Source organism: Nocardioides koreensis (assembly GCF_039531775.1).
Taxonomy (GTDB): Bacteria; Actinomycetota; Actinomycetes; order Propionibacteriales; family Nocardioidaceae; genus Nocardioides; species Nocardioides koreensis.
In genome coordinates this window covers 22,413-35,432 of the sequence record NZ_BAAAQR010000004.1, presented here as the reverse complement: position 1 = coordinate 35,432, position 13,020 = coordinate 22,413, and the positions used below count along the sequence as shown (strand labels likewise).

The window sequence follows — 13,020 nt, the reverse complement described above, 5'->3', positions numbered from 1 at the left end:
CACCGTGGGCCCCGCTCGCCTCCCGTCACGACCGACGGACTACCCCACCATGTTCCCCCTGATCCGCGCGCCGTGGGAGAAACTTCCCGGGTCGATGTGGGACCGCGACCGCCATCATGGGGACATGGGTCTGCGCGTGCTGATCGCCGACGACCATCCCGTCGTCCGCGGCGGGCTGCGCGCGCTCATCGACACCATCGACGGTCTCGAGGTGGTGGGGCTGGCCGCCGACGGCGACGCGGCCGTGCGCGAGACCCAGCTGCTGCGCCCCGACGTGGTCCTGATGGACGTCCGGATGCCCGGGACGGACGGCGTCGAGGCGACCCGGAGGATCCGCGCCAGCGTGCCGGAGGCGGCGGTGCTGATGCTGACGATGTACGACGACGACGCCACGGTGTTCACCGCCATGCAGGCCGGGGCGCGGGGCTATCTCCTCAAGGGGGCCGAGCAGGACGACATCGTCACCGCCATCCGCGCCGTCATCGCCGGGCAGGTGATCTTCGGCCCCGGTGTCGCGGCGCGGGTGCTGGGTTACTTCGCCGCTCCCCCGGCGCCGCGCGCCGAGCCGTTCCCGGAGCTCACCGACCGCGAGCGCGAGATCCTCGACCTGCTGGCGTCCGGCCGGCGCACGGCGGCGATCGCCGACGCGCTCTTCCTCTCACCCAAGACCGTGAGCAACCACCTGACCAGCATCTTCGCGAAGCTCGAGGTGGCCGACCGGGCAGCCGCGATCATCCGGGCCCGCGAGGGCGGCCTGGGCACATGACCGGCTACCCGTCGCTGGTGGCGCTGATGGCCCTCGGCGCCGGGGGTGTCGCCGGCGGAGTGGCCCTGCTGCCCATCCGCAGGGCCCGTCCAGCGGCTGTGCTGATGATCCTGAGCGGCTGCAACCTCGCGGCCGGCTCGCTCTTGGCGGCCACGGGCAACGACGGCGCGGCGCGCGTGGCCTTCGTGCTGGCCTCGGCGCTGCTGGCGCCGCTCGCCCTGACGCTCTACCCGAGCGCGCGGGTGCGCGGCCCCGTCGACTTCCTCGCCGTGGTCACCGTGGCCGCGGCGGGACTGCTCGCGTCGGCCTGGCCGGCCAGCACCCCGGTGCTGTCGTCGATGGGGCTGGTGCTCGGGTGCGTGCTGCTCGCCCACACGTGGTGGAAGATCGAGCGAGCCGACGGAGACGACCGTCGCGCCCTGATCTGGATGGCGCTGGCGGCGTCCGTCGCGGGGACGGCGGTCTTCGTCACCGGCTTCATGCAGCTCGGCACCGTGGGCCAGGTGGTCGCCTGGCTGACCCTGGCCGGCGTACCGGCCGCGATGGCCATCGGCCTGCGCCGTCCGGAGCTCGTCGACGTGCGGGGCCTGGTCGTCGAGGTCACCGTCCTCGGGACGGCGGCCACCGGGTACGTCGCGCTGTTCATGGTCCTGGAGTCCCTGCTCGAGATCCTCGGCGAAACCACCCCCTCCCCGGCGACGCTGGCCGTGCTCGGCGCGCTGGCGGCCATGACCTTCCACCCGTTGCGCGTGGTCCTGCACGGCGTCGTCGACGAGCTGCTGTTCGGCCGGCGTCCCGACCCCCTGGGTGCGGCGGCCCAGGTCGCCGGCCGGGTGGGGGACGACCCGGTGCTGGCGCTCCGGGCGATCCGGGAGGCGCTCGTGCTGCCGTACGCCGCGCTGCGGTCCGGCGGCGCGACCGTGGCGAGCTCGGGCACCGAGACTCCGCACCTGGGCTCGGTGCGCCTGGACCACGACCGGGACGCCGAGCTGGTGGTCGGGCTGCGTCCCGGCGACCTGAGGCTCACCGCGGGAGACCGACGAGCCCTCTCCCTGGTCGCACCGCTGCTGGGCCAGACCCTCCGGGCCCGGGCCCTGGCCGAGGACCTGCAGGAGTCGCGCGGTCACACGATCACCGCCCGCGAGGAGGAGCGCCGCCGGCTGCGCCGCGACCTCCACGACGGACTCGGCCCGCGGCTGTCCGGGATCGCCTTCACCGCCGACGCCGCGCGCAACCTGGTCGGCAGCGACCCCGCCGGCGCCGCGGAGCTGCTGCGGGTGCTCCGGGCCGAGACGGTCACCGCCATCGAGGAGATCCGCCGGCTGGTCTACGCGATGCGACCGCCCGCCCTCGACGAGCTCGGCCTGGTCCCCGCCCTCCGACAGCAGGCGGCGGGGCTCCGCAGCCGCGGCGGTCGGCCGCTCGCGGTGCGGGTCGACGCCCCGGAGGTGCTGCCGCCGCTGCCCGCAGCCGTCGAGGTGGCGGCGTACCGGATCGTGGTGGAGGCCCTGACCAACGTCGCGCGCCACACCTCCAGCCCGTCGGCCTCCGTGCGCCTCGAGTGCCGGGCCGACGGCCTGGCCGTGGTCGTGACCGACGAGGACGCCTGCGCGGACGCCTGGGCTGCCGGGGTCGGGCTGTCCTCGATGCGGGAGCGGGCCACGGAGCTCGGCGGGACGCTCAGCGCGGGGCCGACGCCCCAGGGAGGTCGCGTCGAGGCCTCGCTCCCGTTCGCGGTGGCCGAACCCCCGGGCCGCTCCTGAGTCACAGCAGCGTGAACTCGACCCTGCGCGCCTCGACGTCCGCCCGGGTCAGCTCCACCTGTACGTCGGTGCCGAGCGGCAGCCGCCCCGAGCCCACGACCGGCGCCTCGACGGCAGGCTCCTGGATGGTGACCACGCCCCGTGTCCCGTCCTTGCCGTCGACGTCGACGACGACCGCGTCGAACTTGTCACCGACCCGGTGCTGGAGCACGCCCGCCTCGACCAGGTCCAGGATCGCGCCCTCGTACCGGTGTGCGCGCCGGCCGGACTCCTGGAGCACCCCGGGCAGCTCGGGCAACCGGTCGAGCACCCAGGCCGGCACCGCCGTGCCCGCGCACAGCGCCACGCAGATCTCGCCGGCGTACCGGTCGCCCAGCCGCCGCAGCGGCGCCGTGACGTGGGCGTACTCCGAGGCGAGCGCCGCGTGCTGCGGGTCGGCGGGCACCCCGCCGTCGAATCCGACGTACCCGCTGCCGCGCAGCAGCCGGGTGCAGGCGGTGATCATCGCGGCGTGGTCGGGCCGGGCGGGGTCGAGCGAGCGGATGAAGTCGGGGTAGGGCTGCTCGGCCGGCCAGTCGACGCGCAGCGCCCGCGCCGTGCGGTGCAGCCGCTGGACGTCGCGCGGGTCCGGCGGCGGCAGGGTCCGCAGCAGTCCCACCCGGGCGTGCACCATCAGCGACGCGGCGCCGAAGCCGGTGAGCAGCGAGATCTGGGCATTCCACTCCTCGACCGGGAGCAGCGTGCGGTACTCCAGCTCCCACACGTCGTCGGAGACGTCGACCTCCTGCTCGGGCAGCGGCAGCGACACGCCCCCGCGGGCGGCCTCCCGCTCGAGGCGGAGCCGGCCCACCTCGGCCAGCAGCCGCAGCGACTCGTCGGCGCTGCCGTCGTCAATCAGCCGCTGGGCGCCCTCGTAGTCGAGCCGGGCGGTGGAGCGCACCCGGGCCCGCTCCACGGTGACGTGGGTGCCCGCGCCGGTGGCGTCCACCCGGATCGTCCACAGCAGCGCCGGGCGGACCTGGTCGGGCAGCAGCGAGGCGGCGTCCTCCGACAGCACCGGCGGGTGCAGCGGCACCTTGGAGTCGGCGCCGTAGAGGGTCTCGCCGCGGCGGTGCGCCTCGGTGTCCACCGGGTCGCCCGGGATCACGAAGGCGGCCACGTCGGCGATCGCGTAGTGCACGACGTACCCGGCCCCGTCGCGCTCGAGGTGCAGCGCCTGGTCGAGGTCCATGGACCCGGGCGGGTCGATGGTGACCAGCGCCAGGTCGGTGCGGTCCAGGTCGGGCAGCCGGGGAGCGGCGGCGGCCCGCGCCGCGGCCCGCTCGACCTCGCCCGGGAAGTCCGGCGTGACCTCCAGCTCGGCCTGGATTCGCGCGATCCCCGCGCGCAGGCTCTGGGCGGCCACCCCCTCGACGGCGGACCGGACGTGCACCACTCGGCTGCTGGGCATGTCCGCACCCTAGCCTTGACCCGTGCTGATCCTGCTGCCTCCGAGCGAGGGCAAGTCCGTCCCCACCCGCGGCAAGCCGCTCGACCTGGCGGGGCTGAGCCTCCCCGGCCTGACCCCGGCGCGGGAGACGGTGCTCGACGCGCTGGTGGAGCTGTGCACCGGCGACCCCGCGGTGGCGGCCGGCACCCTCGGCCTCGGCGGCACCCAGGCCGACCTCGTCGCGCTGAACGCGCGGTTGCGCACCGCCCCGACCGCGCGCGCCGACCGGATCTACTCGGGCGTGCTCTACGACGCCCTCGACGTCGCGACGCTCTCCGTCGCGGCCAAGCGCCGGGCGGGTTCGCGGCTCGCGGTCACCTCGTCGCTGTTCGGGCTGGTCCGCCCGGCCGACCGGATCCCGGCGTACCGGCTCTCGGGCGACACCACCCTGCCCGGCCCCGGACCGGTCGCCGGCGTGTGGCGCGAGGCCCTGGGCCCGACCGTCACCGAGGCCCTCGGCGGTGGGCTGCTGGTCGACCTGCGCTCGAGCACGTACGCCGCGTTCTGGCGGCCGCCGGCCGACCTCGCGCCGCGCGTGGCCACGGTCCGGGTGCTGCACGAGGTCAACGGCAAGCGGCAGGTGGTCAGCCACTTCAACAAGGCCACCAAGGGCCGGATCGTCCGCGCCGTCCTCGAGGACGGCGGCAGCCCGCGCACCCCCGGCGAGCTCGCCGACCAGCTCGCCGACCTCGGCTGGAAGGTCGAGCTCGGCGACGACACCCGCAAGGGCACCCAGCTCGACGTGGTGGTCAGCGAGGTGTGACCTCGTCCCGCGGGGACGTCATACGATCAGGTCGCCCGGGGTCACGCTCCGTATGACCTCCCGCGGGACGTCATACGACCCGGCGGCCAAGACAGCCACCTCGTATGACGTCCCCGCGCGCGCAGCCGGAGACCTACCAGGGACCGCCCTGGGAGAACGCGTCGTTGCCGGGCGGCAGCGCGTTGTACATCCGCAGCGACGCCCGGTCCTCGGTGCCGTCCTTGCCTCCGCGGAAGAACGACAGCACCGTCACCGAGGCCGGCGACAGCTCCATCCGGAACACCGCCGAGAGCGGCGCCTCGACGGCGTGCGCGACCAGCGTCTTGATGGGGGTCACGTGGCTGACGACGACCACGGTCTTGCCGCCGTGCTCGTCGAGCAGCCGCTGCAGCCCGTCGAGCACCCGCTTCTCCACGACCCGGAACGACTCGCCGCCGCCGGGCGCGACGTCCAGCGAGCCCAGCCACGCATCGAGCTCGTCCGGGTGCTGCTCGGCGACCTCGAGGAACGTCTTGCCGTCCCAGGCGCCGAACTCCATCTCCGCGAAGCCGTGCTCCACCTCGACGTTCTGCTCCAGCAGGTCGGCGACGATCTCGGCGGTCTCCAGGGTGCGGCGGACCGGCGAGGAGACGACCGCACCGACCGAGCTCGCCAGTGGCGCGAGCCAGGCACCGACGGCGCGCGCCTGCGCCCGGCCCTCCTCGTCGAGCCCGGGGTTGGCGCTGGCCAGCCCGCCGGAGAACCGCTTCTCGAGGGTGTGCGTGGTGACGCCGTGCCGGACCAGGATCACCGTGGTCGGCTCCCCCGCCGGTGCGGCCCACCCGCGGCGCGGCGCCTCGGCGGGGCTCTCGAGCTCCTCGATCAGCGAGTCCGCGCCGGGGTTCTCACCGACGACCGTGACCCCGCTGCGGGTGCCGTCGAGCGCCTCGTTGGCGAGCCGGTCCGCGTGCCGGTTCCGCTCCCGCGGGACCCAGGTGTACGTCGTGCCGAACGGCGCGAGCCGGCTGGCCTCCATGGCCAGCGGCTTCATGTCGGGGTGCTTGATCTTCCAGCGGCCCGACATCTGCTCGACGACCAGCTTGGAGTCCATCCGGACCTCGACCTCCGCGTCCGGCGCGTACTGCTCGGCCAGCCGCAGCCCCGCGATCAGCCCGGAGTACTCCGCGACGTTGTTCGTCGCCACCCCGATCGTGGTGCCCTCCTCGGCGATCACCTCGCCGGTCTCGGCGTCCTTGAGCACCGCGCCGTACGCCGCGGGGCCGGGGTTGCCGCGTGAGCCGCCGTCGGCCTCGATCAGGACGGACCGGTGGGTCACAGCCCTGACTCGGGGGTGCGCACCAGGATCCGCGAGCACTCCTCGCAGCGGATCACCTCGTTGCTGGGGGCCCGCTTGATGACCGCAAGCTCGGCGGTGTCGATGCCGAGCTGGCAGCCGGTGCAGCGGCGCTGGTGCAGCGCGGCCGCGCCCACCCCGCCCTTCTGGGTGCGGAGCTTCTCGTAGAGCGCCATCAGGTCCTCGGGCATGCCCTCGGCCGCCGCGGCGCGCTCGGCGATGACCTTGGAGAGCTCGGCGTCGATCTCGGCCAGCTTCTCGTCACGGGCGGTCGCCAGCGTCGCGAGGCGCTCGTCCGCGGCCCCGACCTGCGCCGTCAGCGAGTCGAGCTCGCGCTGGGCGTCCTCGACGCGGGCCATCACCTCGAGCTCGTCGTCCTCCAGCGAGGCGATCCGGCGCTCCAGCGACTGCAGCTCGTGCTGCATCCGCTCGAGGTCCTTGGGGTTGGTGATCAGCCCCTTGTCCATCCGGTCGCGGTCACGGACCCGGCGGGCCTTGACCTGCTCGACGTCGGCGTCGACCTTCTGCTGCTCCACCGTGAGGTCGTCCACCACGATGCGGGCGTCGCGCGCCTGGTTGTCCAGCGCGGTGCGGCCGGCCTGCAGCTCGGCGATCTCGGCCAGCTCCGGAAGGTTCGCCCGCTGGTGCCGCAGCTGGTCGGCGCGCAGGTCGAGGCCCTGGACGTCGAGCAGCTTCAGTTGCGCGAAGGGGTCGGATTTCAGCGTGGGCTCCTCGGTCGGGGATTCAGTTGCGGAAGGTCCACGGGTCGGTGCACCGCGTGCTGACCCGGGTCTCCACCGTATCGCCCAGCGCCTCCTCGACCCGCGCCCGGACCACCGGGAGCCAGGTCCACTCGGCGGCCCAGTGCGCGACGTCGACCAGGGCCGGGCCGCCCTGCTCGAGGAACTCCGCCGCCGGGTGGTGCCGCAGGTCGCTGGTCAGGTAGACGTCCGCGTCGGTGCGCAGCACCGTGTCGAGCAGGAAGTCCCCCGCGCCTCCGCACACCGCGACCCGGCGTACGGCGCGGTCCGGGTCGCCGGCCACGCGGACGCCGTGGGCGGTGGCGGGCAGCGCCGTGGCCACGGTCTCCGCGAACCCGCGCAACGTCGTCTCCGCGACGGTGCCGATCCGTCCGGCCCCGGTGGCCGCGGTCCCGGGGTCGGCGAGCTCGACGACGTCGTACGCCGGCTCCTCGTAGGGGTGCGCCGCCAGCATGGCCGCCACGACCGCCGCACGCCAGCCGCGCGGCAGCACCACCTCGACCCGGACCTCCTCGACGACCTCGGGAGTGCCGACCGACCCGATCGTCGGCGCGGCGCCCTCCAGCGGACGGAACCGGCCCTCCCCCGGGGTCGAGAACGACGCCTGGTCGTAGTCGCCGATCCGTCCCGCGCCCGCGTCGGCCAGCGCGGCCCGGACCCGGTCGGCGTCCGGCACCGGGACGTAGACCGTCAGCTTGTCCTGCGGCCCGTCCCACGAGGACGTGAGCGGCGCGAGGTCGGTCAGGCCCAGCGCCGTGGCCAGGGCCTCGGACACGCCGCCGACGGCACGGTCGGCGTTGGTGTGGGCGGTCAGCAGCGCGCAGCCGGCACCGGCGAGCGTGGCCAGCGTGCGGCCCTTGGGCGTGGTCGCGGCGAACCCGTGCACCGGCTTGAGGAACAGCGGGTGGTGCACCACCAGCAGGTCGGCCCCCCACTCGGCGGCCTCGCGCGCCACCTCGATCGTCGGGTCGACCGCGAACATCACCTTCCCGACGCCCGCGCCCGGCTCGCCGTGCACCAGCCCGACCGCGTCCCACCCGTCCGCCGTCGCCGGCGGGTACCACCCGTGCAGCAGGTCGACCAGGTCGCTGAGGCTGGGCATGCGGGGAGGCATGCGGGGAGGCTATCGCCGACCCGTCGCCCGTTGCTGAGTCAGCCCCGCCGACCCGTCGCGTGTCCACGCCGTACGACGCCGACCCGTCGCGTGTTGAGCCCCGGCCTAGGGTCGAGTCATGTCCGTCGTCAAGATCAACGCCATCTCCGTCCCCCCGCAGGCCCACGAGGAGCTGGAGCGCCGCTTCGCCGCGCGGGCGCACACCGTCGACAGCGCGCCGGGCTTCCTCGGCTTCCAGCTGCTCCGGCCGGTCAAGGGCGACGACCGCTACTTCGTCGTCACCCACTGGCAGGACGACGAGTCGTTCCTCGCCTGGCGCGACGGCGACGCCCGTGCGGCGCACGCCGGTGAGCGCGCCAAGCCGGTGGCCTCCGGCGCCGACCTGCTGGAGTTCGAGGTCGTGCTGGACGTGCAGCCCGGGAGCTAGTGGACCTGGCGGTCGTAGCCCTCCCAGTACGGCGCCCGCAGCTTGAACTTCTGCAGCTTGCCGGTGGCGGTGCGCGCCAGCACCTCCCGGAACTCGATCGAGGTCGGCGCCTTGTAGCCGGCCGCCTTCTCCTTGCACCACGCGATCAGCTCGGCCTCGGTGACCGTCGCGCCCTCCGCCAGCACCACCAGCGCCTTGATCGTCTCGCCCCACTTCTCGCTGGGCACGCCGATCACGGCGACCTCGGCCACCTCGGGGTGGGAGAACAGCACGTCCTCGACCTCGATCGAGGAGACGTTCTCGCCGCCGGTGATGATCACGTCCTTCTTGCGGTCGCTGATGGTGAGGTAGCCGTCCTCGCCGATGACGCCGCCGTCGCCGGTGTGGAACCAGCCGCCGTCCAGCGCCCGCGCGGACTCCTCCGGCTGCTCCCAGTAGCCCTCGAGCACCACGTTGGAGCGGGCCAGCACCTCGCCCTCGTGCTCCCCGGGGCCACCGATGTCGAGGCGTACGCCGATCGCCGGGACGCCGGCGCGGGTGAGCCGGGCCGCCCGCTCCTCGGTGGACAGGTCGTCCCACTCCGCGCGGGTCCGGTTCACGGTGAGCAACGGGGAGGTCTCGGTGAGGCCGTAGATCTGGATGAACTCCCAGCCGAGCTCCTCCTCGACGCGGGCCACGGTCTTCGTGGGCGGCGGCGCACCGGCCATGATGATCCGCACCCGGTCCCGGCCGGGGATCTCGCCCTCCCAGTCCTGCGCGGCCTCGAGCACCGCGGCGGCGACGGCGGGCGCGGCACACATGACGGTGACCCCGTGCTGCTCGACCCGGCGCAGGATCTCGGCACCGTCGATCTTGCGGATGACGACCTGCTCGACCCCCAGCCCCGTCATCGTGAACGGCATTCCCCACCCGTTGGCGTGGAACATCGGCAGCGTGTGGAGGTAGACGTCGCGATCGGTGACGGCCGCGTGCAGCCCGAAGGTGACCGCGTTGACCCAGATGTTGCGGTGGGTGATCTGCACGCCCTTGGGCCGCGCGGTCGTGCCGGACGTGTAGTTGATGCAGGCGGTCGCGTTCTCGTCGGGCTCCCACGGCCGGGGCTCGCTGCCCTCGGTGGCGTACAGGTCGGCGTCCTGGCCCAGCACGAAGCGGTGCTCGGCCTTCACGTCGGCGAGCTCCGCGTCGAGCTCGGGGTCGACGAGCAGCACCCGGGCCCCGGAGTGCTCGACGATGTAGCGCACCTCGTCGGGTCGCAGCCGGAAGTTCACCGGCACCAGCACCCGCCCGAACCCGGCCACCCCGAAGAACGACGTCAGCAGCCGGGCACTGTTGTGGCTCACGATCGCCACCCGGTCTCCGAACCCGATCCCCAGCTCGTCGAGCTTGGCCGCCTGGCGCCGCGCGAGCGCGCCGATCTCGGCATAGGTGAGCTCCCCGAGCGACGGGGCGGGCTGGCTGGGTTCGTCGACCACCCCGACCCGCTCGCCGTACACCTGCACCGCGCGGTCGATGAAGTCGGAAACGCTGAACGGGACGAACATCCGCACCTCCTGGTCGTGACCTGCGCCACTCTAGTCAGAGGCAGGTGGGTCCGTGGTTGGCCGGCCCGCGTACGCCGGCACGGGCGACCCCGATCTCGATGAGAGTCCTCTCATCGTGCTCTCACCCCGGCCCCACCATGGGGCAGGATCGTCAGTGGCATGAGCACCCTGGTGAAGATCCTCGTCACGCTCGGCCTCGTCCTCCCGATGGGAGCCTTCGTGGCCGGGTCGCTGGCCGCGTCCTCCGCCGACGAGCCGGCTCCCCGGGAGACGATCGTGATCCGCGACTCCCCCACGCGAAGCGCCGCTCCGGACGGCACGACCACCCGGTCCCCCGGCCACGACGTCGGTGACGACCACGGCGGGCCCGAGGTGGTCACCCCGAGCCTGGACGACCTCCGCGACGACCACGGCGGTGAGCACGGCCGCGGCGGCGGCAGCGACGACCGCGGCGGCGACGACGGCGGGCACGGCAGCGACGACAGCGGCTCCGGCGGCGACTCGGGCGGCTCGCACGGCGGCGACGACTCCGGTGGTGGTGGCCACGGCTGAGCAACCCACGCCGCGCGCTGACGCCCGACCGGCACGGTCGGGCGTCTCCGTGCGCACCCGGATCACGGCGGCAGTGGCCCTGCTCGTGCTCGTCACGCTGACGACCGCGGGCGCCATCGTCTACGCCATCGAGTCCCAACGCATCAACGAACGGATGTACGCCCAGGTCGACCGCGAGATCGCCGAGCTCACCAACCTCCAGCAGGACGGCGTCGACCCCGCCACCCAGCAGCCGTTCGCCGGCGTGACGCCACTGCTGCGCGGCTTCCTGGAGAGCAAGGTCCCCGACGACAACGAGATCCTGGTCGCCTGGCTGGGCGGCGAGCCCCGCTTCGTCTCCGCCTCCGGCACCGACGAGGCCTACCTGCGCAGCCAGGAGTTCCGCGACACGGTGGCTCCGCTGGTGAGCCGCAACGGCACCGTCCACGTCAGCGTCCCGTCGTACGGGGACGCGCTGGTCACCGTCCAGTCGGTGCGGAGTCGGCAGTCGACGGGGGCGCTGGTCGTGGTGACCTACCTCGAGAAGGCGCAGGCCGAGCTGATGGCGACGATGCGGACGTACGCGATCGTGGCCCTGCTCTCGCTGCTCCTGGTCACGGCGTTCGCGGGCTGGCTGTCCGGCCGCCTGCTGGCCCCGCTGCGCACCCTGCGCGAGACGACCGAGGAGATCGGCGAGACCGACCTGTCCCGCCGGCTCCCGGTCACCGGAAACGACGACATCACGGCCCTGACCCGCACCGTCAACGGCATGCTCGAGCGGCTCGACGAGGCGTTCGCCGGCCAGCGCCGCTTCCTCGACGACGCGGGGCACGAGCTCAAGACCCCGCTGACCGTGGTGCGCGGCCACCTCGAGCTGCTGGACACCGGCAGCCCCGCCGAGGTGGCCGAGACCCGGGAGCTGCTGCTCGAGGAGGTGGACCGGATGTCGCGGCTGGTCGGTGACCTGATCCTGCTCGCGAAGAGCGACCGACCGGACTTCGTGACCACCCGCCCGGCCGACCTGTCCCGGCTCACCGAGGACCTGGTCGCCAAGGCCCGCGGGCTCGGCGACCGGGACTGGCGGCTCGACGGCCTCGCCGAGGTCAAGGTCGTGGTCGACGAGCAGCGGATCACCCAGGCGATGCTCCAGCTGGCCGACAACGCGGTGAAGCACACCGGGCCCGGCGACGTGGTCGCGATCGGGTCGTCGTACGACGGAGGCTCGGCGCGGATCTGGGTGCGCGACACCGGCCCTGGAGTCCCGCCCGCGGACCGGCAGCGGATCTTCGAGCGGTTCGGCCGCAGCGCGGTGCCGGAGGGGGACGAGGGGTTCGGCCTCGGGCTGTCGATCGTGGGGGCCATCGTCGACGCCCACGGCGGCACCGTGGCGGTGGAGGAGGCCGACCCGCCGGGAGCCCGGTTCGTGATCACCCTGCCCGTCGTGGGCAGCGACGGCGAGGAGCACCCGTGGCCCGCATCCTGATCGTGGAGGACGAGCCCCGCATCGCGTCGTTCGTCGCCAAGGGGCTCCGTGCCGACGGGCACGTGGCGACGGTGGTCGGCGACGGTCGCGAGGGCCTGGACGAGGCGATGAGCGGCAACCACGACCTGGTGGTCCTCGACATCGGCCTGCCGGGGATGGACGGCTTCGAGGTGCTCGAGCACCTGCGGGCCCAGGGATCTTCGGTGCCGGTCATCGTCCTCACGGCCCGGGACTCGGTCTCCGACACGGTGAGCGCGCTCGAGGGCGGCGCCGACGACTACATGCCCAAGCCGTTCCGGTTCGCCGAGCTGCTGGCCCGGGTCCGGATCCGGCTGCGCCCCACCTCGGGCGCCGATCCGCGGTCCCGGGACGAGTCGCTCACCGCCGGTGGCGTGCACCTCGACCTGCGAACCCGCCGCGCCGCGGTGGACGGCAAGCAGGTGGACCTCTCGGCCCGGGAGTTCGCCCTCGCGGAGATCTTCATGCTCAACGCCGGGCAGGTCCTCTCCCGCGAGCAGCTCCTCGACCAGGTCTGGGGCTTCGACTTCGACCCCGGCTCCAACGTCGTCGACGTGTACGTCGGCTACCTGCGCCGCAAGTTCGGCTCCGGGGCGATCGAGACCGTGCGCGGCATGGGGTACCGCTTCACCAGCTGACCGGTCCGGACGGACGACGGCCCCGCGGTCGTCCCGCGGGGCCGAAGACTGCGACGTCAGTCGTCGTCGCCGTGGTGACCGTGGTCGTCGTGCCCGTGGTGGTGCCCGTGGTGGTGCCCGTGGTGGTGGCCGTGGTGGTGGCCGTGGTCGTCGTGAGCGTGGTGCCGGCCCTCGTGACGGGGCCCGTCCTCCGCATGGTCGCGGCCGCGGTCGTCGGTGGTCCTCACCACCGAGGAGTCGTCGCCGCCGGCGAAGGCGGCCGGCGCCTGCGCGGCCAGCATCCCGGTGGTGAAGAGCCCCGCGACGGCCAGGGCGCCGATCGGCATCAGCTTGTTCATGGTGTGTCCTCTCGTCCGGGGCCGGAGCCCCTGGTTGACGCTGTCGAGAGGGACG

Annotated in this window: 13 protein-coding genes; 7 read left to right on the top strand and 6 right to left on the bottom strand. The window is 73.9% G+C overall.

Annotated elements, in window-relative coordinates; genetic code table 11:
- The first annotated feature begins 124 nt into the window (after positions 1 to 124).
- Positions 125 to 766: a response regulator transcription factor gene (locus tag ABD268_RS08175; protein WP_344149939.1), complete on the top strand. Its 642-nt coding sequence runs from the start codon at positions 125 to 127 to the stop codon at positions 764 to 766.
- Positions 763 to 2,529, top strand: a complete 1,767-nt coding sequence (locus ABD268_RS08170) for a sensor histidine kinase (RefSeq protein WP_344149937.1) — start codon at positions 763 to 765, stop codon at positions 2,527 to 2,529. Before ABD268_RS08175 ends, ABD268_RS08170 begins: the two co-directional genes overlap by 4 nt.
- A 1-nt stretch (position 2,530) precedes the next feature.
- Here ABD268_RS08170 and ABD268_RS08165 read toward each other — a convergent pair whose 3' ends face one another.
- Complete coding sequence (locus tag ABD268_RS08165; RefSeq protein WP_344149935.1) at positions 2,531 to 3,979, bottom strand: RNB domain-containing ribonuclease; 1,449 nt, start codon at positions 3,977 to 3,979, stop codon at positions 2,531 to 2,533.
- A gap of 22 nt (positions 3,980 to 4,001) precedes the next feature.
- Here ABD268_RS08165 and yaaA point away from each other — a divergent pair, with 22 nt between their 5' ends.
- Positions 4,002 to 4,781, top strand: coding sequence for a peroxide stress protein YaaA (gene yaaA, locus ABD268_RS08160; RefSeq protein ID WP_344149933.1), 780 nt, complete (start codon positions 4,002 to 4,004; stop codon positions 4,779 to 4,781).
- 133 nt (positions 4,782 to 4,914) lie between these two features.
- Here yaaA and ABD268_RS08155 read toward each other — a convergent pair whose 3' ends face one another.
- Genes ABD268_RS08155 through ABD268_RS08145 form a run of 3 tightly spaced genes read right to left on the bottom strand, consistent with a single transcriptional unit; the run spans position 4,915 to position 7,989 of the window.
- Complete coding sequence (locus ABD268_RS08155) at positions 4,915 to 6,096, bottom strand: bifunctional RNase H/acid phosphatase (RefSeq protein WP_344149931.1); 1,182 nt, start codon at positions 6,094 to 6,096, stop codon at positions 4,915 to 4,917.
- Complete coding sequence (locus tag ABD268_RS08150; protein WP_425573703.1) at positions 6,093 to 6,806, bottom strand: zinc ribbon domain-containing protein; 714 nt, start codon at positions 6,804 to 6,806, stop codon at positions 6,093 to 6,095. Before ABD268_RS08150 ends, ABD268_RS08155 begins: the two co-directional genes overlap by 4 nt.
- Positions 6,807 to 6,858: 52 nt before the next feature.
- Complete coding sequence (locus ABD268_RS08145; protein WP_344149927.1) at positions 6,859 to 7,989, bottom strand: Nif3-like dinuclear metal center hexameric protein; 1,131 nt, start codon at positions 7,987 to 7,989, stop codon at positions 6,859 to 6,861.
- 118 nt (positions 7,990 to 8,107) lie between these two features.
- Here ABD268_RS08145 and ABD268_RS08140 point away from each other — a divergent pair, with 118 nt between their 5' ends.
- Positions 8,108 to 8,416, top strand: a complete 309-nt coding sequence (locus ABD268_RS08140) for an antibiotic biosynthesis monooxygenase family protein (RefSeq protein WP_344149925.1) — start codon at positions 8,108 to 8,110, stop codon at positions 8,414 to 8,416.
- On the opposite strand, the gene ABD268_RS08135 is transcribed toward ABD268_RS08140, so the two are convergent.
- Positions 8,413 to 9,957, bottom strand: a complete 1,545-nt coding sequence (locus ABD268_RS08135) for an AMP-binding protein (protein WP_344149923.1) — start codon at positions 9,955 to 9,957, stop codon at positions 8,413 to 8,415. The two genes, ABD268_RS08140 and ABD268_RS08135, sit on opposite strands and share 4 nt — an antisense overlap.
- A 159-nt stretch (positions 9,958 to 10,116) precedes the next feature.
- On the opposite strand from ABD268_RS08135, the gene ABD268_RS08130 reads away from it, so the two are divergent.
- Genes ABD268_RS08130 through ABD268_RS08120 form a run of 3 tightly spaced genes read left to right on the top strand, consistent with a single transcriptional unit; the run spans position 10,117 to position 12,627 of the window.
- Positions 10,117 to 10,509, top strand: a complete 393-nt coding sequence (locus ABD268_RS08130) for a hypothetical protein (RefSeq protein ID WP_344149921.1) — start codon at positions 10,117 to 10,119, stop codon at positions 10,507 to 10,509.
- 49 nt (positions 10,510 to 10,558) lie between these two features.
- Entirely contained in the window at positions 10,559 to 11,971 is a 1,413-nt protein-coding gene (locus ABD268_RS08125) for a sensor histidine kinase (RefSeq protein WP_344149919.1), read from the top strand.
- On the top strand, positions 11,956 to 12,627 hold the full coding sequence (locus ABD268_RS08120) for a response regulator transcription factor (protein ID WP_344149917.1): 672 nt from the start codon (positions 11,956 to 11,958) through the stop codon (positions 12,625 to 12,627). The genes ABD268_RS08125 and ABD268_RS08120 overlap by 16 nt, the downstream gene beginning before the upstream one ends.
- 56 nt (positions 12,628 to 12,683) lie before the next feature.
- Here ABD268_RS08120 and ABD268_RS08115 read toward each other — a convergent pair whose 3' ends face one another.
- Positions 12,684 to 12,965, bottom strand: a complete 282-nt coding sequence (locus tag ABD268_RS08115) for a hypothetical protein (protein WP_344149915.1) — start codon at positions 12,963 to 12,965, stop codon at positions 12,684 to 12,686.
- Positions 12,966 to 13,020: the final 55 nt, after the last annotated feature.